This window comes from Plantactinospora soyae (assembly GCF_014874095.1).
In the GTDB taxonomy this organism is placed as follows: domain Bacteria; phylum Actinomycetota; class Actinomycetes; order Mycobacteriales; family Micromonosporaceae; genus Plantactinospora; species Plantactinospora soyae.
Genome location: NZ_JADBEB010000001.1, coordinates 7,821,960 through 7,843,935, shown reverse-complemented (window position 1 = coordinate 7,843,935; position 21,976 = coordinate 7,821,960). Strand labels below are relative to the sequence as shown.

Here is a 21,976-nt window from a genome sequence, read left to right as displayed (position 1 = left end):
TACCAACCCCCGCCACCGCCGCCACTCTCCCGTGCGGAGTACCGGGCCGCGGTCCACGCAGCGACCTCCGCACCCGGACGGACGGACAAGCCGGCCCACCCCAAGCCGACCAACCGTCGCCATGGCTGGGACGGCCCCGCACACGCCCGTACGGCCAACGGCCGCGCACGCGGCGCAACTCCGGCTCAGCAGCACCGGTCGCGGCAGACCACCACCCGGGCATGACCCGTGATCGGGCCGCAGGAACGCTGGTACCGGGCGATGCGAAGGGCGGCGCAGCGGCGCTACCCGGCCGGCGGGCACGGCCCGGCGTGGTCGTACCGATGCCAGACCTGCCAGGACCCGTGGCCGTGCGCGCCGGCCCGGCTGGCCCTGCTGGTCGGCTTCAAGGGTGACCGGGTGGGGCTGATGATGTACCTCGCCGCTCACCTCGCCCGCGCAATGCAAGCGCTGCCCGACACGCACCCCGCGCTGATCGCCGGTCAACTTCTCTACTGGGTGCCCCGGCGCCGCTGACCCGCCTTCTCACCCCTGCCCGCCCTGGACCGCCTCCCCCTGGTCCGGGGCGGGCCGCCCCAACTCGGCGAACCCATGCCGCCACAGCGCAGGCAGTACGCCCAGTGGCGACGCCCGGGGCGGCCGCTCGGGGGGGGCGATGGCTACCCGAGCCCGACCGACCGCCTCGCACCGGTCAACGCGGCCTGCTGCTCGCCGGGAAAGTACCCCCACGGCCAGGACGACGCCCGCTCACCGCCACACTCCAGGTGGGTCCGGGCCCGGTCGCGTACTCCCGCCTTGTGGTAATACGCGCCGAACATCTGATGAGCCACCATCAGCCAGGGGTGGTCGGCGTAGGCGGCGGCACCAGCCAGGAACCGGTCCGACGCCGCGTCGACCTCGGCCCGCGCGGTGCGCTTCTTCAATGGGCCGCTGGTCATCAACCGGTACACCCGCGTCGCCAGGTTTCCGACCATCCAGCCGTCGACCCACACCTCGATGTACGCCTGGGGCGCGAGTGACCACAGCGGATGTCCGTCCGGCAGGGTGGTGCGGCGTTCACGTGCGAACCCGAGCATCTGCTCGGTGCTGCCGTACCACTTGCGGCACAGGATGCTCAGCCGCTGGTGGTTGCCGAGGAACGAGTCCGGAGCGAGCGCGAGCAGCCGATTCCACACCGTATGCGGCTCGTCCGCGCGAATCGGGGCCGCCTTGGCAATACTCTGCCGAACCGTCCACGGCACCGGATCCTCCGGCGCCAGGTTCGCCGCCAGCCGCAACATGTCACGGGACTCGCGAGACAGCTCGCGCAATCTGCGTACCTGCTGCTCCGACGTGTACTTCATCTGCGCGGCGCCGCGAGCGGCCCACGCGGCGGCACGCGCGGCGGAACCGCACAACAGCCACCAGTGCGGGTCGTCGCCGGCCCGTTCCGCCTCGGCCCGCAGGGCGCCGAGGTGCACGGCGCCAACGTCACCCAGCACCTCGACGTACAACTCACGACGGTCGAAGTCACCGGCACTGTCGGCCAGCGCCTTGTACCCGGGACTCGGGTCGCGGGAGGCCAGGGCGTCGACCGCGTGTTGCAGCACCGGGTCGGACCAGGCGAGGTTCGTGTCGCTCGGCAGAGTCACGGCGGCGGACACTATCAGGTCCGGTCCGCGCCCTCCTTGCCCTGTGACCCTGTCGGCTCCGCCGTGCCGCCACACCCCGGGCTGGGCACCATACCTCCGATGTATTCGGCCGATCCTACCCGGCAGCCTGCCACCAGAAGGTCCGAAAAGAGTCTGCGAGGGGATTGACGGATGCAAGACATCCAATGTTAACTGCAAATCACAGACATGGGTCGATGGTTACCCGGAGGTCAGTACGACCTCTCCGGTGGCGACCGGCCCGGTCCGTCTCGACGTCGCTCCCCGTTTCGGCGGATGGGGAGCTTCACCGGCCTCCGGGGCGCGAGACATCATCCCACCGGACGATCTAGAAGGAATCGTGTCGATGAAGGTGAAGACGCCGATCAGCGTCATGCTTGCCGCCCTGCTCAGCGGCAGCCTCGTCGCCGTCAGCCCGGCCGCTCCGGCCGCAGCGGCGCCCACGGACGCAGCGTTCAATTCGAGCACCGGCGCACTGAACGTCAACTACGCCAACTACCTGTCGAAGCATGACATCGTCTACAACCGGCCCAACACCAACCCGATCCACGGACTGACCGTCGGCAACGGGAAGACCGGCGCGATGGTGTGGAACCAGAACGGCCTGAACATGCAGGTCTCCGGGGTGGACCTGGCGCAACAGTCGACGTACGCGGCCGGCAACGTCAACCTGTTCAGCAATCCGCAGATGGACACCGGCTACACCACGTTCCAGCAGCGGTTGTCGCTCTACGACGGCACCCTCACCACGAAGTACGACAACAACCGCACCGTCACCATCATGGGCTCGCCCAACTCCGAGGTGATGGGCATCCACGTCGAGGACTCCCGGCCGGGCGTGACCAGCATCGGGCTCGACCTGAGTCTCTGGGATTTGAACAGCGTCCAGAACATCGCGGACGTACCCAATCTGACGACCTGGCGCACCGCGAGCACCTTCGCGGACTCGACCGGGGTCGGGATCAGCCGGGGGCAGGCCGACCCGAACAACTTCGGCTACACCCTGGCCGCGACCGTCGAGGGCGCCGGCTACACCTCGCAGGTGGTCAACGGCACCCGGGTCCGGCTGAACATCACCCCGACCAGCAGCTACACCATCTGGTTCACCGCCGCGTCCCGGATCAACTCGCCCGGCCAGAACTCGGTCACCCAGGCGAAGAACCAGCTCGCCTCGGTGAAGAGCACCGGGTACGCCAGCACACTGAACAACTACCGCAACTGGTGGCACAACTTCTGGGCCAAGTCGTTCGTGCAGTACTCGAACTCGGCCGGTGACGCTGACTACCTGGAGAACGTCTACTACCTGGCCACCTACATGATCGCGGCCGGCGGCTTCGGTAACTATCCGGTGCACTTCATCAACGGAGTGTTCCGGGCGACCCAGGACAACTCCAAGTGGAGCAACGGCTACTGGTACTGGAATCAGCGGGACGTCTACAACTCGTTCTACGCCTCCAACCACACCGACCTGATGGCCGGGTTCAACCGGCTCTACAGCCGCAATCTTGGTGCGCTGAAGTCGTACACCACCACGCGGTACGGCAGTGACGGGCTCTGGGTACCGGAGACGATGGGCTGGGACGGCAACGCCCGGGGCACCATCAACAGCGACTACGTCAACGATCTGTACTCGACCGGCACCGAGGCCGCGTACAACATGTACCTGCAGTACCGGTACAGCAACGACGAGGCGTACCTGCGGAACACCGCGTACCCGCACATGCGGGAGGCGGTGAAGTTCTACGAGGACATTTTGTCCCGGGACTCCGCTGGCCGGTACTTCATGGCCAACTCGAACGCGCACGAGACGTACTGGGACGTCAAGAACGCCATCACGGACCTGGCGGCGGTCCGGCTGCTCTTTCCGCTGGCCATCCAGGTGAGCACGCAGCTCGGGCTGGACGCCGGCCTGCGGGCCAACTGGCAGAACATCGTGAACAACCTCGCGCCGTACCAGATCTCCAATGGCGCGTACCTGCCGCACGACCCGCCGTCGTCGCCGACCCGTAACGGCGAGAACGTGTCGCTGGAACTGGTCTGGCCGTACGACCTGACCGGCATCGGCTACCCGGACTACCAGACCGCGGTGAACACCTTCAACGTCCGGCCGCACCCGTACGGCAACGTCTGGGCGAACGACCACGTGCACGCCGCCCGGCTCGGCCTCGGCGAGCAGGCGTTCCAGGGCATGCGGACGATGTTGCAGAAGTACCAGAACTACCCGAACGGGATGACCAACAACACCAACGGGGTCTTCGAGTACCTCGGTATCCACCTGGCCGCGATGAACGAGTCGCTGATGCAGTCGTACAACGACAAGATCCGGGTCTTCCCGGCGGTGCCGAACGACTCCAGCTTCGTCGGCAAGTTCACCCTGCTGGCCAAGGACGGCTTCCTGGTCAGCTCGGAACGCGAGGCGGGCGAGATCAAGTACGTCGGCCTGCGCAGCCAGTTCGGCAAGCAGGCCCGGGTGGTCAACCCGTGGGGCACCCAGCAGATCCGGGTCCGGCGTACCTCGGACAACGCCATCCTGGCGACCAGCACGGCGGGCGAGATCACCTTCGCCACCGCGGCGAACACGAACTACGTCCTGGAGCGCACCGCCAAGCCGCTGACCAACTACTCGGCGACCACCCTGACCGGCACCGCCAACCAGGGCGTCAAGACGCTGCGCAACACCGCGTCAACGCTCGGCCTGGGCAGCAGTGGCGGCGGTGGCGGTAACGAGCTGGTCAACAACACCATGCTGACGTACGACGCGAACTGGCACCTCACCACCGCCCGTGGCTACGGCGACTACAACGACGACACGCACCACAGCACCACGGTCAACGCGGCGGCGTCGTACACGTTCACCGGCACCGGCGTGGAGTTCCTGTCGGAGCGGTTCAGCGACATGGGCAACGTCGACGTCTACCTCGACAACGTGTTCCAGGCCAACGTGAACCTGAACGCGTCGGGCGCACGCCAGGCCCAGCAGGTGGTCTGGCGACGTACCGGGCTGGCCAACGGCTCGCACACGATACGGATCGTCAACAAGACCACCTCGGTCGGCATGATCGACGCGTTGCGGATCCTGACCGGCGGCACGACGCCCAGCGGCGGGTCCAGCCTGCGGGCCCAGGCCAACAGCCAGTACGTCGGCGCCGCCAACGCCACCACGCCGCTGATCGCCAATCAGGCCAGCACCGGCGGCACCACCCAGTTCGACGTCGTCGACCTGGGCGGTGGCAACGTCGCGCTGCGGTCCCGGGCGAACGGGATGTTCGTCTGTGCGGAGAACGCCGGAGCTGCCGCACTGGTCGCCAACCGGGACTCGGCCGGGGCGTGGGAGACCTTCGCGCTGGTCCGTAACTCCGACAACACGGTGAGCTTACGGGCCCAGGTGAACAGCCAGTACGTGGTCGCCGACAACGGGGGAGCGGCGCCGCTGATCGCCAACCGCCCCTCGGTCGGCCCCTGGGAGAAGTTCGAACTCACCGGCGGCTGACCGGTTCCGGCCCACTCGCCGACCGACCCGAACGGGCGGCGGGTGGGCCCGCACTCCCCGCCACCACCCCTACCCCCACCCGCTCGACGCGAGGAGAGCAGATCATGCGTACCCGTGCGCAGACGTTGTTCGTCGTCCTGGCCGTACTGCTGGCCGCCCTGGGCGTCGCCCCGACCCCGGCCTCGGCCGCACCGCTGACCAACGTGCTGGTGTTCAGCAAGACCGCCGGCTTCCGGCACTCGTCCATCCCGAACGGCATCGCCGCGATCCGGCAGCTCGGCGCCGCCAACGGGTTCACGGTGACCGCCACCGAGGACGCCGGGGCGTTCACCACCGGCAACCTCGCCCAGTACCAGGCGGTCGTCTGGCTCTCCACCACCGGTGACGTACTGAACGCCACCCAGCAGACGGCATTCCAGTCGTACGTCGCCGCCGGCGGCGGGTACGTCGGCGTGCACGCCGCCGCCGACACCGAGTACGACTGGCCCTGGTACGGCGGGCTCGTCGGGGCGTACTTCAGCTCGCATCCGGCGACCCAGCAGGCCACCATCCGGGTCGAGGACCGGACGAATCCGTCCACGGCACACCTGCCGGCGACCTGGCCCCGCACCGACGAGTGGTACGACTACCGGACCAACCCCCGGCCCAACGTGCGGGTGCTGGCGAATCTCGACGAGTCGTCGTACAGCGGCGGCAGCATGGGCGGGGACCACCCGATCACCTGGTGTCAGGCGTACGGCGGCGGCCGGGCCTGGTACACCGGGCTCGGGCACACCGAGGCGACGTACACGGATTCGAACTTCACCCGGATGCTGCTCGGCGGGATCCAGATCGCGGCGGGTGCGGTGGCCGCGGACTGCTCGCCCCGGGTGGTCGAGCCGCCGGCCGGCGCCAGCAACCTGCGTGCCCGGGCCAACAACCGGTACGTCAGCGCGGCCAACGCCACCACCCCGCTGATCGCCAACCAGGCCGCGATCGGCGCCACCACCCGGTTCGACCTGGTCGACCTCGGCGGCGGCAACGTGGCACTGCGGTTCCGGGCCGGCAACACGTACGTCTGTGCCGAGGCGGCCGGTGCCTCCCCGCTGATCGCCAACCGGGGCGCGGCCGGCGGCTGGGAGACGTTCGCGCTGCTCCGCAACTCCGATGGCACGGTCAGCCTGCGCTCCCTGGCCAACAACCGGTACGTCGTCGCGGAGAACGGCGGCGCCGCCGCGTTGATCGCCAACCGGACCACGGTCGGCCCCTGGGAGAAGTTCGACCTGGTCACCGGCTGATCCCCGCACCCCGGCGAATCCCCTCGGCACCCCCGGCCGAGCCGCCGGCCCCAGCACACCTGCCCGGGTCGGCCGACCCCGCCCACCGGTCGGCCGACCCGGCGTACCCCCGCATCCCCGCCACCCCCCACGGTCGGTCCCGGCCCGCGATCGCGGGCCGGCCCGCCGACCGTCGAGAAAGGACGACCATGTTCCCGCAACCTCGGCGCCCCGCCCGGCTGCTCGTCGCGGTCGGCACGACGGCCGCGAGCGTGGCCCTGGCGGTGGCCGTCGCGCCGTCGGCCGCCCACGCGGACCCGATCCCCGCCGCCGACTACCAGCAGGTCACCCTGGCCACCGGCTCGGCCGAACTCGGCGAGGCGATGTCGCTGGCCGTGCTGCCGAACCGCTCGGTCGTGCACACCGCCCGCAACGGCACGGTCCGGGTGACCGACGCCGCCGGCAACACCAAGGTCGCCGGCAACATCCCGGTCTACACCCACGACGAGGAGGGGTTGCAGGGCGTCGCCGCCGACCCGAACTTCGCCAGCAACCGGTACGTCTACCTCTACTACTCGCCGACGTTGAGCACCCCGGCCGGTGACGCCCCGACCACCGGTACCGCAGCCGACTTCGAGCGGTGGAAGGGGCACCTGCGGCTGTCCCGGTTCACCATGAACGCCGACGACACCCTCAACCTGGGCAGCGAGCGGATCGTCCTCCAGGTGCCGAACGACCGGGGCCAGTGCTGTCACGTCGGCGGCGACCTCGACTTCGACGCGGCCGGCAACCTCTACCTGACCACCGGCGACGACACGAACCCGTTCGAGTCGAACTCGTACACCCCGATCGACGAGCGGACCAACCGGAACCCGCAGTTCGACGCCCAGCGGTCCTCCGGCAACACCAACGACCTGCGGGGCAAGGTGCTGCGGATCAAGCCGCAGCCGGACGGCAGCTACACGGTTCCGGCCGGCAACCTGTTCGCCCCCGGCACCGCCGGAACCCGGCCCGAGATCTACGCCATGGGGTTCCGCAACCCGTTCCGGATGAACGTCGACCGGGCGACCGGCATCGTCTACCTCGGCGACTACGGCCCGGACGCCGGAGTCGGCGACGCCAACCGGGGACCGGGCGGCCAGGTGGAGTTCAACCGGATCACCGGGCCGGGCAACTACGGCTGGCCGTACTGCACCGGGACGAACACCACCGCCGAGACGTACAACGAGTACACGTTCCCGTCCGGCCCTTCGGCGGGCAAGTACAACTGCGCGGGCGGCCCGACCAACAACTCGTTCCGGAACACCGGTCTGACCACGCTGCCGCCGGCCAGGGCGAGCTGGATCAAGTACGGCGACGCGGGCTCGCCTCCAGAGTTCGGCGGCGGCTCCGAGTCCCCGATGGGCGGCCCGGTCTACCGGTACGACGCCAACCTGAACTCCGGCGTCAAGTTCCCGGCCTCGATGAACGGCCGCTACTTCGCCGGCGAGTACGGCCGGCGCTGGATCAAGGCGATCGCGGTCAACTCCGACGGCTCGCCCGGGGAGATCTCCGCGTTCCCGTGGACCGGCACCCAGGTGATGGACATGGCGTTCGGCCCGGACGGCGCCCTCTACGTGCTCGACTACGGCACGAACAACAACAACCAGGCGCTGTTCCGGATCGAGTACATCGGCGGCGGGAACCGCAGCCCGATTGCGGTCGCCACGGCCAACCGCACCTCCGGACCGAGCCCGCTGACCGTGAACTTCTCCTCGGCGGGCAGCTCGGACCCCGAGGGTGGGGCGTTGAGCTACCTGTGGACCTTCGGCGACGGCACCACCTCGACGGCGGCCAACCCGACGAAGACGTACACCACGAACGGGAGGTACACCCCGACGCTGCGGGTCACCGACCCGACCGGGCTGTCGGCGACGGCAAGCCTGGTGGTGACGGTCGGCAACGCCGCGCCGACGGTGACGCTGAACCTGCCGGCCAACGGGCAACTGTTCAACTTCGGTGACACCATCCCGTTCCAGGTCACGGTGAGCGACCCGGAGGACGGCACGATCAACTGCTCCCGGGTACGCGTCGCGTACGCGCTCGGGCACGACAGCCACGCCCACGAGATCACCTCCGTCAACGGGTGCAGCGGCTCCATCGCCGTACCGCTCGACGGTGAACACGACGTGGCGGCGAACATCTACGGGGTCTTCAACGCCTCGTACACCGACAACGGCGGGCTCACCTCGAACAGCAGCCGTACGCTGCAACCGAAGCACCGTCAGGGCGAGCACTTCGGCAGCCAGTCCGGCGGGGTGCAGGTCGCCGAGCACGCTGCGGCCGAGGGTGGCCGGACCGCCGGATTCATCGACAACAACGACTGGATTGCGTACCAGCCGTACCTGCTGGCGAACGCGACCCGGTTCGAGGCCCGGGTCTCCTCGGGCGGCCCCGGCGGCACCATCGAGGTACGGGCCGGCTCGGCCACCGGCACCCTGCTCGGCACCGTCGCCGTACCGAACACCGGTAGCTGGGACACCTTCGCCAACGTCTCCACGGCGCTGAGCAACCAGCCGGCCGCCTCGACCAGCCTGTTCCTGGTGTTCAAGGGCGGTGCCGGCAACCTGTTCGACGTCGACGCCTTCACCTTCACCACCGGTACGGCCGGCGGCCCCGGTCCCGGCCCGGTGATCAGCCTGCGGGCCCACGCCAACGGCCAGTACGTCGCGGCCGACAACGCGGGTGCCGCGCCGCTGATCGCCAACCGGGCCGCGATCGGGCCCTGGGAGCAGTTCGAGCGGCTCGACGCGGGCGGCGGCAACATCGCGCTGCGGGCGAGGGCCAACGGGTTGCTGGTGACCGCGCCCAACGCGACGTCCCCGCTGATCGCCAACGGCACCAGCATCGGGACGGCGCAGACCTTCCGGCTCGTGGCCAACTCCGACGGGAGCGTGAGCCTGCGCGCCCTGGTCAACAACCAGTTGGTGTCGGCGGAGAACGGTGGCGCGGCGCCACTGATCGCCAACCGCGCCTCGGTCGGGCTCTGGGAACGGTTCGACCTGATCGGCTGAGCACCTCTGCTCGGCTGAGCACCTGATCAGCTGAGCAGCTGATTGGCTGAGCAGCTGGTCAGCCGAGCACCTGACCGGGTGGGACCGGCGCGGCCCGAGTGGTCGCGCCGGTCCCATCTCGGCGACGTGACCGGGGCGGATCGGATGGCAACCGGCGCGTAATCTGGCGGAATGACCGGACAGCCGGATACCGCCGCGCCGCCCCGCCCGTCCAGCGCCGGCGCGCTCTTCGACGCCGCCTTCATCGCGAACCCCTATCCGGGCTTCGCCGCCCTGCGCGAGGCCGGGCCGGTGCACCAGATCACCCTGCCGGACGGCGCGAAGGTGTGGCTGGTCACCCGGTACGCCGACGTACGCGCCGGGCTGGCCGATCCGAGGCTGTCGCTGAACAAGGCGAACGGCGACGGTAGCTGGAAGGGCTTCTCGCTGCCGCCGGCCCTGGACGCGAACCTGCTGAACATGGACCCGCCGGACCACAGCCGGATCCGCCGGCTCGTCCGGCACGCGTTCGGACCGCAGCGGATCTCCCGGTTGCGCCCCAAGATCGAGGTTGCGGCGGCCGAACTGCTCGACCGGATCGCCCCGAACGGCGAGGCGGACCTGATCGCCGAGTACGCGGGTCCGTTACCCGTCAGGGTCATCTCCGACCTGCTCGGCGTGCCGGAGGCCGACCGGGCCGCGATGCGCGGCTGGACCGACGTGATGATCGCGCCGCCCGCCGACGACCCCCGGGCCGGGGGGCGGGCGATCATGGAACTACAGGACTTCCTGGTCCGGCTGATCGCCGAGAAGCGGCGGAATCCGGGCGACGACCTGCTCACCGCCATGATCGCGGCCCGCGACGACGGGTCGGACGACCCCGGCACCGGCACCGACACGGGCGACGGATCGGACGGCGACCGGCTCAGCGAGGAGGAGTTGACCTCGCTCGCCTTCCTCGTGCTCTTCGCCGGCTACGAGAACTCCGTGCACGTGATCGGTACCGGCCTGCTCGCGCTGCTGCGCAACCCGGAACAGCTCGCCGCGGTAAGGGAGGGCGCCGAGCCGTCGCCGGCCGCGATCGAGGAACTGCTCCGCTACGAGCCGCCGGGAACGGTGGCGCTCCGCCGGTTCCCGCTCACCGATCTTTCCATCGGCGGGGTCACCATCCCGGCCGGTGCGACAGTGCTGCTCTGCGTCGCCACCGCCAACCGGGACCCGGAGCGGTTCGCCGAACCGGACCTGCTGGACGTACGCCGGCCGGACAACGGGCACCTCAGCCTGGGGCACGGCATCCACTACTGCGTCGGCGCGCCGCTGGCCCGGCTGGAGGCACAGATCGCGATCGGCGCCGTACTGCGTCGGTTCCCCGGGTTGGCGCTCGCGGTCGACCCGGCCGAGCTGGCCTGGCGGCCGTCGTTCCGGACCCGGGGCCTGAGCAGCCTGCCGGTCACCTTCTGACCGGCTCCGCCCCGCTCGGTCTGGAGAGTTCGCGCAGCTGTGCCGCCGCGCGGCTGCCCGGTGCCGCCGTGAAGGTGACGAGCAACTGCCCGAGCCCCTCGGCTCTGAGGATCTGGCATTCCAGGTCGAGCATCCCGGTGTCGGGGTGTACCAGGGTCTTGGTGCCGGACCGGCAGATCGCCACCTTCTGTTCCTGCCACATCTGGGCGAATTCGGCGCTGCGGGCGTGGAGTGTGCCGATAAGTCGGTCGGTCTCCGGGTCGCCGCCGTCCACCGATCTCGCCCGCAGGTCGGCCACCCGGGCGCGGCTCTCCTCCTCGTGGTCCTCCGGCGGGTGCATCGACCGGGAGGCCGGGTCGGTGAACCAGCGGTAGGTGGTGTAGCGGGCGTCGCCGGTGTAGATCGAGTGGTCGCCGAGCAGTGCGACGGCCATCGGATTCTGGGCGATCGTCTCGCCGAGGATCGTCATGACCTGGGCCGGGGCGTCGCCGAGCCCGTCGACGAGCTGTTGCAGCGCCGGCGCGACCTCCCGGCTGACCGTGGGTCGTGCGGGCGGCTCCTGATCGGCGACCCGGTACAGGTAGTCACGTTCGTCGGCGGTCAGCCGCAGGGCCCGCGCGATGGAGTCCAGGATCTGCGGCGAGGGCGGTCCGGTACGGGCCTGCTCCAGGCGGCGGTAGTAGTCCGTCGACATGGTGGCCAGCGCTGCGACGTCCTCACGTCGCAGTCCCTCGGTACGTCGGCGCGACCGGGCGCCCAAGCCGATCTCGTCGGGTTGGAGCGCGGCGCGGCGGGCACGTAGGAAATAGGCCAGTTTATCGGAACTCACCGCACTATTGTTCCCGCGAGAATCGCCGACCCCAAGTCGGGTCGACGTGCCGTTTACCAGTCGGCGACCGGGAATAACCAGGGCAAGGCTTTCCCCTGGTAGCGGCAGCGCGGCTCGGCGACAGTTGGCCGGCACGACCGATGGACGTCTGTCCGTTACCAGCCTGTCTGGTGTGACCTGAATACTTCCGGGGGGAATAGCAAGTGGCTACCGAAAGCGCGCGGTCGGAGAGGGCCGGGGGCGTGTCGTCGTTGCGCGGGCTGGCGGGCGGGGGCGTCTTCCTGCCCGGCGACGAGGAGTACGACCGTGCCCGGACGACCTGGGCGCTCGCCGTCGATCTACGTCCCGCCGCAGTGGCCTTCCCGACCAGTGCGGCGGAGGTCGCGGCCGTGGTCCGGGCCGCCGCCTCCGCCGGGCTGCGCGTCGCGCCGGTCGGTACGGGGCACAACGCCCACCCGCTCGGCGACCTGACCGACAGCGTGCTGCTGCGGATGTCCGGGATGAGCCGAATCGACATTGACCCCGACGCCCGCCGGGCCCGGGTCGAGGCCGGTGCCCTGTGGCTGCCGGTGATCGAAGCGGCGGCGGCGCACGGCCTGTCCGCCCTGCACGGCTCGTCACCGGACACCGGCGTGGTGGGCTACTCGCTCGGCGGGGGAGTGGGCTGGTACGGCCGGGCCCTGGGACTGGCCGCCAACAGCGTGACTGCGGTCGAACTGGTCACCGCGGACGGCTCGCTGACCCGGGTCGACGCCGAGCACGAGCCGGAGCTGTTCTGGGCGGTACGCGGCGGAGGCGGCGCCAACTTCGGCGTGGTGACCACGATCGAGTTCACGCTCTACCCGATCGAGACCGCGTACGCCGGCATGCTCGTCTGGGACCTGCGGGACGCGCACCGGGTGCTGAGCCGGTGGGCGCGCTGGGCCGCCGACGCGCCCGATGCGGTCACCACGTCGTACCGGCACCTCCAGTACCCGCCGATCCCCGAGATCCCGGAGCCGTTCCGGGGTCGACAGTTGGTGATCGTCGACGGCGCCGTGCTGGCGGACGACGCCGAGGCGGAGCGGATCCTGGCGCCGCTGCGGGACCTCGGACCCGAGCTGGACACCTTCGGGCGGGTACCAGCGGCGACACTGGCGCGGCTGCACATGGATCCGGAGCAGCCCACGCCAGGTGGCGGGCAGTCGGCGTTGCTCGACGAGCTGCCGCCGGCCGCCGTGGACCGACTGGTCGAGGTCGCCGGCGCGGACTCCGGCAGCTCGCTCTTCCTGGCGGCGGAGCTGCGCCAGCTCGGTGGGGCGCTCGGGCGCTCGCAGCCCGGCGCCGGTGCGGTGGCGAGATTGGACGGCCAGTTCCAGCTGATCACCGGCGGGATGATGGTGGGCGAGTTCGCCAAGCAGACCGTCGCCGACTGCGAGCGGGTGGTCGACGCGATGGCACCCTACTCACGCGGGCGGCAGTACCTGAACTTCCAGGAGGAGGCCGTGGACCCGTCGACCGGGTACGACGCCTCGACCTGGGACGCCCTGCTGAGGCTCCGGAAGAACGCGGACCCCGCCGGGCTCTTCCAGGCCAACCACGAGATCCCGCACCGCTGAGAAGACCGTCCACCCGCTGACCGTCGTCGTCGCCCCGGAGCGGCCGGCGCACGCTCCAGCAGGCATCCAATCAGCGCGGCGGCAAGGCCGGCCAGCCCGGCCGCCGCGAAGCCGCCCGCTGGGACAGAGACGCCGATCGCCACCCCGACGACCGGGGATCCGAGCGCAAAGCCCGCACTCTGCGCCGAGGATTGCAGACCGGTCGCCTCACCCCGCACGCTGGCCGGTGCCAGCCGGCTCACCGCGTCGGCCACCGCGGAAAGGGTCGGCGCGGCGAGCAGCCCCGCACCGGCAGCGGCCACGCACAACCAGGGCCAGTCGTGGGCCAGCCCGGCGGGAATCGTCGCCAGCCCGAGCAGCCCGAGCAGCAGCCACGTGGGCAGCGGCCGGGGGAGCACGCCGTACACCAGCCCGCCGACGATGGAGGCCACGCCGTACACCGCCACGACCACGGCGGCCCAGGAGATCTGGCCGGCTTCCTCGAGGGTGGCGACGATGGCCAGGTCGGTACCGCTGAGCAGCATCGTGGTGCCGAACGCCATCACCAGCACGGCGATCATGCCCGGGCTCAGCCACTCCCGGCGGCGGGGGCGGCCGAGCGGATCGGCATCCGCCTCGCCCTCGGCACGCAGCGGCGGGTTGAGCAGGGCGATCCCCGCTCCACCCGCCACGATCGCGGCGCCGATGACCCAGGCCACCACGCCAGGGGAGACCTTCGTCGCGAAGAGGATCACGATCGGCGGACCCACCACGTACGACAGTTCGCCCTGCACCGATTCCAGCGCGAACGCGGCCCGGCGCTGTCCCGCCGTCGTCATCGCGGCGATCGCCTGCCTGGTCAACGGCTGGGCCGGCACCATCAGCAGACCCGCCACGAAGGCGGCGCCGAGCAGGGTCCCGTACGGCAGGATCGGCACGCTCAGCCAGAACACGACCTGCAGTACGACGGTGACCAGCAGTACGACGCGCGGGCCCCGCCGGTCGATCATGCGGCCGAGCAGCGGCCCGCCCAGCGCCATCCCCACGGTCATCGCCGCCACGACGCCACCCGCTGCCGCGTAGCTCATGTCCAGACCCAGCACCACGTACATCGTCAGCGCCATCACGCTGCCCGTGATCGCGGCACGAGCGAGCAGCGCAACGCCCAGCAGCGGTGCCATCCCTGGCACGGCGAGCACCTCTCGGTATCCGGTCACCTGACTGACGCTAGATCGTCCAACAGGCCATAGGAAGTGGCTAATTTGTTGGAGTCGGTATCATGAATACTTATGGCCAAGGACCTTGAGACCGGGTTGTTGCGGTCGTTCGTCACCGCCGTGCGGGCGGGCAGCATCAGCCGCGCCGCGACCGCGCTCGGACATACCCAGCCCGCGCTCAGCCAGCAGGTGCGCAGGCTCGAGAGCGTTGTCGGCCGTCCGCTGCTCTACCGGTCGCCCTCTGGTGTCTCGCCGACCCGGGCGGGTGAGGAACTCCTGCCGTACGCCGAACGCATCCTCTCGCTCTCCGCACAGGCACTCACCGAGACCGGACGCGCGCTTACCGGCCACTGCGGCGTCGGGTTGCTCGAAGACCTCGCCGCGTCCCAGCTGCCGCAGGCCCTCGCCGACCTCGCCCGGCTGCACCCCGGCGCGACGCTGGAGGTGCTCAGCCTGTCCGGCGCCGCGATGCGGGAGGCGTACGACGCGGGCCGCGTCCAACTCGTGCTCAACGAGGTGCCGGAGGTACCCGGGCCGCCGCGCTGGACGGTACGCCGCCCGTTGGTCTGGGCGATCGGCCAGGGTGTGGACGTGGCCGCCGATCCGCTGCCGGTGGTGCTCTTCTCGAACCCGTGCTTCTGGCGTACGTCGGTACTGGAGACGCTGGAACGTTCCGATCGGCGCTGGCGGATGGCGTTCGAGAGCAACACCCTGGTCGGTGTGCTCGCCGCCGTACGGGCCGGACTCGGCGTCGCGGCACTCATGCCCGCGAACCTCGAACCGGCGATGGCCTGCCACGACGCGGACGCCCTGCCCACCCTGCCGGACGTCGAGCTCGGTCTCGCACGGCACCCACGGACCACAGGTGATCCGCTGGTCGATGCCGTGGAGACCGCGCTACGACGCATGATCTGAGTTTCGCGGCTGCTCAGCGCGCCGGTTTCCGTCCAACCCCAGCACATGGATCATCCCGCCACCACGAACGACGCCCAGCGCATGAGAGGGTGGTGCTCGTGGCCGATCGTGATGAGGAAGTGCTGGAAAAGATCCGGCGAGGACTTCTCTACACGGAGTCGGAAGCGTCCTTCCGGGACTCTCAACGCCGTTCGGACCTGATCTTCGAGTACAACCAGACACGGCCGAGCGACACCGCACGACGCCGGTCTCTCTTGGAGGCGATCCTCGGGTCGGTCGGAGAGCGTACTGTGCTCCTGCCGCCGTTCCACGCGGGTTTCGGCAGCAACGTGCACATCGGCGACGACTTCTTCGGCAACGTCAACCTGACGTTCGTCGACGACGTGGAGATCCGGATCGGCGACGGCGTCATGATCGCGCCAAGCGTCACTCTGACCACGACCGGGCACCCGGTCCACCCGGAGCTGCGAGTGGACTTCCGGCGGTTCTCCGAACCCATCGTCATCGAGGACAAGGTCTGGATCGGCAGCAACGCCGTCGTACTCCCCGGCGTACGCATCGGGTACGGCGCCGTCATCGGCGCGGGCAGTGTCGTCACGTCCGACATCCCGGCCATGACCGTCGCCGTCGGAGTACCCTGCCGAGTCGTCCGACACATCACTGACGACGACCTGCGTACCCGCTCAGCCCCTGTCGAGGAGCCAAGAACGTACGCATGACTCCGTTCCGGAGCAGCTACTCGGCAACGGCCGGCACGCGTGGCTCGCGCCAGAAGAGTGCGCCGGGTGCCTGTTCAGGCGGGGAGTTGGATGGTGACGGTCGCGGTACTGCGTTTGCTCTCTTCGACGAGTTGGTAACTGAAGCGGTCGGTGCGGCCGTGTCTGCACAGCCCCTGGCGCCGTTCCGCCGGCCACCCGAGCGTTCCAGCGACGGACCCGATCCGGCGTTAGCGTGGATGCCGAGGTGGTGGGGAGGTAGCGGATGAAGAAGAGCCGACAGAAGCCGGTCGTCTTCGAAACCGAGGTCCGGCAGTGCTTCCAGTTCCTCGTCGACGACTACGGCATGCCCGAACCGACGTACACCGAGGATCTCTTTCCGGTTGTCTGGTACGAGCGGCCGGACCTGTTGGTCTCGGTGTCCTGGGAACAGGTTCCGCGCGACAGCGCGGGGATCGTGGTGAGCGCCGACCTGCTGATTCCGGACCGGCACTGCCGAGCCGACCTGCCCGATCTGGTCGAGGCGGCGGTGTTCGCGCCCCGGCACAAGGTGCCCTGGGAGTCCTACGGCGCCGAGGTGGTCCGGCGCACGCTGGAGCACAATGCGATGTGGCTGCGCCGGCTGATGCCCCTGCTACTCGGCCCGGACCGCGAGGAGCTGGTGCGGAAGGCGAACGACCGGCCGCTGGACCGGGCGGGCAACCCGAAGAGGCGCCCGCCCGGCATCCACTGGAGGTACGCCTGACGCCGTCACTCCCACCGAACGAGGGCGGACGCGGACGTCCGGGACAGCCGGTGGGTGGCCAGGACCCCGGCGAGCGCGCCGGCCAGCACGGTCGCCGGCACGGTGGCGGCCAGCAGCGACCAGGCGGGCTGTTCGGTGAGCCCCGGACCGGCGCCGATGCCGATGGTGACCTGGTTGGCCAGCACGTGCAGGAGCAGCAGGCCGATCGGCAGTCCGACGATCCCGGCGGCGAGACCGAGCGCGGCGCCGCCGGTGGCGGACTGGGCCAGGGTCTGCCGGACGGTGAAGCCGACGGTCCGGAGCACGCCGAGCGTGCGGGAACGCTCGCGGGAGCCGGTCAGCAGCGTGGCGGCGAGGTTGGCGAGGCTGACGGCGAGGACGAGCACGGCCAGCAGCCGCATCGCCACGGTGAACATGCCGAGACCGTCCGGGTCGGACTCCCGGGCGTGCACGGTGACGTCCGGCCCGAGCCGGTCCCGCAGGGCGGCGGCCAGCGCCTCCGGCGTACCGCCCGGACCGGTCGAGACGAGGTAGGCGTCGGGCGGCACTCCCGGCAGCATCTCCGCCCGGTACATCAGCAGTTCGCCGCCGTCCTCGGTTTCGCTGTACCAGCCGACGATGGTCAGGGTGAGCGGGGTGTCGCCGGCCCGTACCGTGACGGTGTCACCGACCTGGAGGTTGAATCGGCGCAGCAGGCCGTACCCGACGATCGCCTCGCCGGCCGCACGCAGCGGGCGGCCCTCGCGGACGATGAACCCGGCGTCGGCCGGGTCGCCACCGATCGCGCGGGACAGGAACGTCTGGTCCCCGAGGGTGGTGCGGCGGTCGGTCTGGCTGTACCAGCCGCTGGCACCGGGCGTGCCGGCGAGTCGTCCGGCCAGCGCGGCGGGGTCGGTGCCGTGGTCCACCACCACGAGGGCGTCGTAGGGGTCGCCGACCCGGGCCGGCTCGGCGACCAGTCGGTCCATCGTGGCGGTGAACCCGCCGCCGACGACGATCGCCGCGACGGCGACCGCGAGCGCGGCGGCGGTCAGCGCCGAGCGTCCGGGCCGGGTGAGTACCGTGCCGAGGCCGTACCGGTAGGCGGGGCCCAGCCGGAGGCGGTCGAGCAGCCGGGCGACCCGGGCCGGGGCGGCGGTCCGCGGCGGGGCGTCACGCAGCACATCGGAGACCGGTTGCCGGGCGGCTCGCCGGGCGGGGATCAGGGTGGCCGCGCCGAGGATCGCCCCGACGAGCGCGGCAGAGCCGAGGAGCGAGAGCGGCTCGATCCGGAGACCGGGACGGCCCAGGGCACCGCCGAGGCCGACCTGTAGGAACGGGGCGAGCAGGGTGCCGATCACCCAGCCGACGAGTACGCCGACCGCGCCCAGCAGCAGGGACTCGCCGACGAGGCCGGTGATGATCTGCCGGGTGGTGTAGCCGACCGTCTGGAGCAGCGCGATCTCCCGCCGCCGGGCCAGCAGTCGGGCGGTGGCGGTGCCGGCGACCACGAACGCGGCGGCGAGGAGTACGAAGACGCCGAACCCGGCCAGCGACGCCCCGAAGATCCGGTCCCGGACCAGGATGTCGTCCCGGGTGTCCGGCCACGGCTGGACGCCCACGACACCGTTCCGGGTGCCGAGCCGGGCAGCCACCGCGTCGGCCCGGTCGGGCTCGGTCAGCCGGGCGATCAGCAGCGCGGTCTGTGTGGTCGGGCCGGGGCCGGTGGCCGGACCTGGAGCAACGGTCACCGAGCCCGGAGCGGGGGCGAGGGCGGCCAGCGCGGCCGGATCGACGAACAGCCGGATCGGGTCGCAGTCGGGATAGAAGCAGTCGGTCAGGTCGACCGCCGTGCCGACCACGGTCATCGTGGCGGGCCGGCCGTCGATGGTGATTCGTACCTGGTCGCCGGGCCGAACACCCTCCTCGGTCGCGGCGGCCTGGTCGAGGACGACCTCGCCGGTGGCGCCCGGGCCCGGCCAGGCACCCGAACGCAGCAGCGGGCGGCCCACCCCGGCCGGGTCGGCGGGAAGTGCGGCGATCCGCGCGTCGACCGAGTCCGGGCCGAACGTGACCGCCGCGTCGACGAACGGGGTCACCGGCGAGGTCTCGGCGAACGCCTCGTCCCGGCGCAGCCCTTCCAGGGTCTGTGGCGTGCCGTAGACGACCAGGTCGGGCCGGCCGGCCTGCTGGTAGATCCGGTCGACCTCCGGCCCGCCCTGGCCTCGTACCGAGAATCCGGCGACGACACCGACGGTGGCCAGGGCGGCGACCAGTACGGTGGCGATCGCGCTGGCCCGGTTGCCGCCGCGTAGGCCGGACCGGGCGAGCCGGAGGATGGCCGACACGGCTCAGCCCTCCAGGTTGATCAGGTTGGTGAACGCGGGCCGGGGGCCCGACGCGGTCAGGTCGCGCTCGTCGACGAGCTGCCCGTCGAGCATCGTGACCACCCGGTCGGCGGCCGCCGCGAACCGGTGGTCGTGGGTGACCAGCACGATGCTCTGGCCGTCCTCGTGCCGTCGGCGCAGCAGGTCGACGACGTTCTCGGCGGCGGCCGAGTCGAGCGCGCCGGTCGGCTCGTCGGCGAGCAGTACGTCGGGGCGGTGCACCACGGCCCGGGCCAGGGCCACCCGTTGCTGCTGCCCGCCGGAGAGCTCGGTCGGAGCGGCGTCGGCGACGTCGGCCACGCCCAACTCGTCGAGGGCCTCCAGCGCCCGGCTGCGGGCCTCCCGGCGGCCGGCGCCCTGGAGTACGAGCGGCAGCTCCACGTTGCCGACGGCGGTCATCGTCGGCACCAGGTTGAGGAACTGGAAGACGAAGCCCACGTGTCGGCGCCGGAGCAGTGCGCGCTCGCTCTCGGAGCGGTTGTCCAGCCGGTTGCCGGCCAGCCACACCTCGCCGCGGTCCGGCCGGTCCAGGCCGCCGAGCAGGTGCAGCAGGGTGGACTTGCCGCAGCCGCTCGGTCCGGTGATGGCGATCCAGTCGCCCCGGGCCACCTCGATCGAGACGTTCCGCAGGGCGGCGAGGGTCCGCGCCGCCCCCTGGTAGGTCCGCTCCAGTCCGTGGGCGCGGAGCAGCGGGTCAGTCATCGCCTTCTCCCTTCCAGGAGGTCTTGAGTTCGATCCGGGTGAGCTGCTGCTGACACGCCTCCAGCCAGCGGAGTTCGGCCTGCAGGTGCAGCGCGGTCGCCTGTACCAGCAGGCCGCTGACGCTGCCGGTGGTGGTCCGGGCGGCCTGGTGGTCGAGATCGCGCAGCGCCTCCAGACAGCGCTGCCGGTGGCTGTTGATGACCGTTCGCGGGTCCACGTCCGGCAACAGCCCGGCGGCGAGGCGGGCGGTGACCAGCCGCAGGAGTACGTCCGGCTTCACCAGCGGAGTTTCCGAGGGTGCGGCGAGCCAGTCGCGGAGCACCGTCGTGCCCGCCTCGGTCAGCCGATAGACCTTGCGGTCCCGGCGGTCCCCGGCCGACTCCGTGGTGTGCGCGACGAGTCCGTCGCGTTCCAGCCGGCCGAGGGTCACGTAGATCTGACCGATGTTGACCTCCGCACCGGCGTCGGCGAACAGCTCGTCGTACCGGCGGCGGAGCTCGTAACCGTGCGCCGGTCCGGCGGCGAGCAGTCCGAGCAGCACATGTTTCATCGGTCACCCTCCTATGCCTAACGGCTAGAGTCTAGCGGCTAGGCATCGAGCGTCAAGAGTCTCCGTCGACGGGCCGGCGCAGTTCGGTCGATCCCAGGTCAGGACAGTGGACGGTCGGAATAATCACTTCGAGCAGGGGCGGATTCGAACGGGGGGACGGCCCGATGCCCGGAGTTCTGGCCGATCTGCGGCACCCCGGAGGTTCACCGTACGGACAGCCGCCGCCCGACTGCTGGTCGCCCGCGACGGGTTGGATTCCAGGTCGATCCGAGACCTGTACCACCCCGACGACAGGAGACGACGTTGTCCCGTACCCTTCCCGTTCTCGGCCTGGCCGGCCTGCTGCTGGCCACCGCCGTGGTGCTGCCGGTCACCCAGGCCGCCGCGCGCGACCACGACGACCGGCCGGCCCGGGTGACCGCTGACCGGCCGCTGGTGATCGCGCACCGCGGCGCCAGCGGCTACCGTCCGGAGCACACCCTGGAGGCCTACCGGCTGGCGATCCGGATGGGCGTCGACTTCATCGAACCCGATCTGGTCTCCACCCGGGACGGGGTGCTGGTGGCCCGGCACGAGAACGAGATCTCCGGTACCACCGACGTCTCGGCCCATCCGGAGTTCGCCGCCCGCCGGACCACCAAGACCATCGACGGGGTCGCGGTGACGGGTTGGTTCACCGAGGACTTCACCCTCGCCGAGCTGCGTACGCTGCGGGCCAAGGAGCGGCTGCCCCAGGTACGCACGACCAACACCGCCTTCGACGGCAAGCTGCCGGTGCCCACCCTGCAGGAGGTCATCGACCTGGCCAGGAGCGAGAGCCGGCGACTGGGCCGGACGATCGGCATCTACCCCGAGACCAAGCACCCGAGCTACTTCGCCTCGATCGGCCTGCCGCTGGAGGAGCCGCTGGTACGGGTACTCCGGCAGAACGGGTTGACCGGCAAGCGGGACGGGGTGATCATCCAGTCCTTCGAGACCGCCAACCTGCGCAAGTTGAGCAGGATGACCGACGTACGGCTGGTCCAGCTGCTCGACGCCGCCGGCCGGCCGTACGACTTCACGGTGGCCGGGGACGCGCGGACGTACGCGGACCTGGTCAAGCCCGAGAACCTGAAGTGGATCAGCACCTACGCCGACGGCATCGGGGCGAACAAGAACCTGCTCGTTCCCCGGGACGCGACCGGCAAGCTGCTCCCGCCCACCGCAGTGGTCCGGGACGCGCACCGGGCCGGCCTGGTCGTGCACGCCTGGACCTTCCGGGCGGAGAACCAGTTCCTGCCGACCGACTACCGGATCGGTGCCGACCCGAACGCCCGGGGCGACATCATCGCGGAGTACGAGCTCTTCTTCGGCCTCGGCCTGGACGGCGTGTTCAGCGATCACCCGGACACCGCGGTCGCGGCCCGGGCCGCGCTGGACTGAGGCGTACCGGGCGGGCGCCCGCGGGGCTTCGTCGTGGCGACGGGGCCGT

The 21,976-nt window shown here is 70.8% G+C and carries 15 protein-coding genes and 1 pseudogene; 10 read left to right on the top strand and 6 right to left on the bottom strand.

Annotated elements, in window-relative coordinates:
• The first annotated feature begins 228 nt into the window (after nucleotides 1-228).
• Nucleotides 229-516: a hypothetical protein gene (locus H4W31_RS34435; RefSeq protein ID WP_192770421.1), complete on the top strand. Its 288-nt coding sequence runs from the start codon at nucleotides 229-231 to the stop codon at nucleotides 514-516.
• A gap of 143 nt (nucleotides 517-659) precedes the next feature.
• Here H4W31_RS34435 and H4W31_RS34430 read toward each other — a convergent pair whose 3' ends face one another.
• Complete coding sequence (locus H4W31_RS34430; protein ID WP_192770420.1) at nucleotides 660-1,631, bottom strand: hypothetical protein; 972 nt, start codon at nucleotides 1,629-1,631, stop codon at nucleotides 660-662.
• Nucleotides 1,632-1,995: 364 nt separating this feature from the next.
• Between H4W31_RS34430 and H4W31_RS34425 the strand changes: the two genes are divergently transcribed.
• The 4 genes from H4W31_RS34425 (at nucleotide 1,996) to H4W31_RS34410 (ending at nucleotide 10,888) form a co-directional block, all read left to right on the top strand.
• Nucleotides 1,996-5,139 carry a fascin domain-containing protein gene (locus tag H4W31_RS34425; RefSeq protein ID WP_225945829.1) on the top strand — a complete coding sequence of 1,048 codons (3,144 nt, stop codon included), beginning with the start codon at nucleotides 1,996-1,998 and terminating at the stop codon, nucleotides 5,137-5,139.
• Nucleotides 5,140-5,243: 104 nt separating this feature from the next.
• Complete coding sequence (locus tag H4W31_RS44950; protein WP_192770419.1) at nucleotides 5,244-6,416, top strand: ThuA domain-containing protein; 1,173 nt, start codon at nucleotides 5,244-5,246, stop codon at nucleotides 6,414-6,416.
• Between the two features lie 188 nt (nucleotides 6,417-6,604).
• Nucleotides 6,605-9,448, top strand: a complete 2,844-nt coding sequence (locus tag H4W31_RS34415; protein WP_192770418.1) for a PQQ-dependent sugar dehydrogenase — start codon at nucleotides 6,605-6,607, stop codon at nucleotides 9,446-9,448.
• Nucleotides 9,449-9,619: 171 nt separating this feature from the next.
• Nucleotides 9,620-10,888: a cytochrome P450 family protein gene (locus H4W31_RS34410; RefSeq protein WP_192770417.1), complete on the top strand. Its 1,269-nt coding sequence runs from the start codon at nucleotides 9,620-9,622 to the stop codon at nucleotides 10,886-10,888.
• On the opposite strand, the gene H4W31_RS34405 is transcribed toward H4W31_RS34410, so the two are convergent.
• Nucleotides 10,878-11,717 (bottom strand): helix-turn-helix transcriptional regulator, encoded by an 840-nt coding sequence (locus tag H4W31_RS34405; RefSeq protein WP_318783567.1) that lies wholly within the window; start codon nucleotides 11,715-11,717, stop codon nucleotides 10,878-10,880. The two genes, H4W31_RS34410 and H4W31_RS34405, sit on opposite strands and share 11 nt — an antisense overlap.
• A gap of 203 nt (nucleotides 11,718-11,920) precedes the next feature.
• Here H4W31_RS34405 and H4W31_RS44945 point away from each other — a divergent pair.
• Nucleotides 11,921-12,454 (top strand): annotated as a pseudogene (locus H4W31_RS44945) (FAD-binding oxidoreductase); the annotation flags it as partial.
• Nucleotides 12,455-13,158: 704 nt separating this feature from the next.
• Here the strand turns inward: H4W31_RS44945 and H4W31_RS34395 are convergent.
• Complete coding sequence (locus H4W31_RS34395) at nucleotides 13,159-14,511, bottom strand: MFS transporter (RefSeq protein ID WP_404825648.1); 1,353 nt, start codon at nucleotides 14,509-14,511, stop codon at nucleotides 13,159-13,161.
• 72 nt (nucleotides 14,512-14,583) lie between these two features.
• Here H4W31_RS34395 and H4W31_RS34390 point away from each other — a divergent pair, with 72 nt between their 5' ends.
• The 3 genes from H4W31_RS34390 to H4W31_RS34380 all read left to right on the top strand — a co-directional run bounded on the left by H4W31_RS34390 (nucleotide 14,584) and on the right by H4W31_RS34380 (nucleotide 16,887).
• Complete coding sequence (locus H4W31_RS34390; RefSeq protein ID WP_192770415.1) at nucleotides 14,584-15,426, top strand: LysR family transcriptional regulator; 843 nt, start codon at nucleotides 14,584-14,586, stop codon at nucleotides 15,424-15,426.
• 89 nt (nucleotides 15,427-15,515) lie between these two features.
• Nucleotides 15,516-16,145, top strand: coding sequence for a sugar O-acetyltransferase (locus tag H4W31_RS34385; protein ID WP_318783566.1), 630 nt, complete (start codon nucleotides 15,516-15,518; stop codon nucleotides 16,143-16,145).
• A 262-nt stretch (nucleotides 16,146-16,407) separates the two neighbouring features.
• Nucleotides 16,408-16,887, top strand: coding sequence for a hypothetical protein (locus tag H4W31_RS34380; protein ID WP_192770414.1), 480 nt, complete (start codon nucleotides 16,408-16,410; stop codon nucleotides 16,885-16,887).
• Between the two features lie 5 nt (nucleotides 16,888-16,892).
• Here H4W31_RS34380 and H4W31_RS34375 read toward each other — a convergent pair whose 3' ends face one another.
• The 3 genes from H4W31_RS34375 to H4W31_RS34365 are packed head-to-tail and all read right to left on the bottom strand — an operon-like array spanning nucleotide 16,893 to nucleotide 20,505.
• On the bottom strand, nucleotides 16,893-19,214 hold the full coding sequence (locus tag H4W31_RS34375; protein ID WP_192770413.1) for an ABC transporter permease: 2,322 nt from the start codon (nucleotides 19,212-19,214) through the stop codon (nucleotides 16,893-16,895).
• Nucleotides 19,215-19,217: 3 nt separating this feature from the next.
• The gene (locus H4W31_RS34370; RefSeq protein WP_192770412.1) at nucleotides 19,218-19,955 is read right to left on the bottom strand and encodes an ABC transporter ATP-binding protein; all 738 of its coding nucleotides are present in this window, start codon (nucleotides 19,953-19,955) and stop codon (nucleotides 19,218-19,220) included.
• Nucleotides 19,948-20,505 carry a PadR family transcriptional regulator gene (locus H4W31_RS34365; protein ID WP_225945828.1) on the bottom strand — a complete coding sequence of 186 codons (558 nt, stop codon included), beginning with the start codon at nucleotides 20,503-20,505 and terminating at the stop codon, nucleotides 19,948-19,950. The genes H4W31_RS34370 and H4W31_RS34365 overlap by 8 nt, the downstream gene beginning before the upstream one ends.
• Before the next feature lie 303 nt (nucleotides 20,506-20,808).
• Here H4W31_RS34365 and H4W31_RS34360 point away from each other — a divergent pair, with 303 nt between their 5' ends.
• On the top strand, nucleotides 20,809-21,927 hold the full coding sequence (locus tag H4W31_RS34360) for a glycerophosphodiester phosphodiesterase (protein WP_192770411.1): 1,119 nt from the start codon (nucleotides 20,809-20,811) through the stop codon (nucleotides 21,925-21,927).
• The last annotated feature ends 49 nt before the right edge of the window (nucleotides 21,928-21,976 follow it).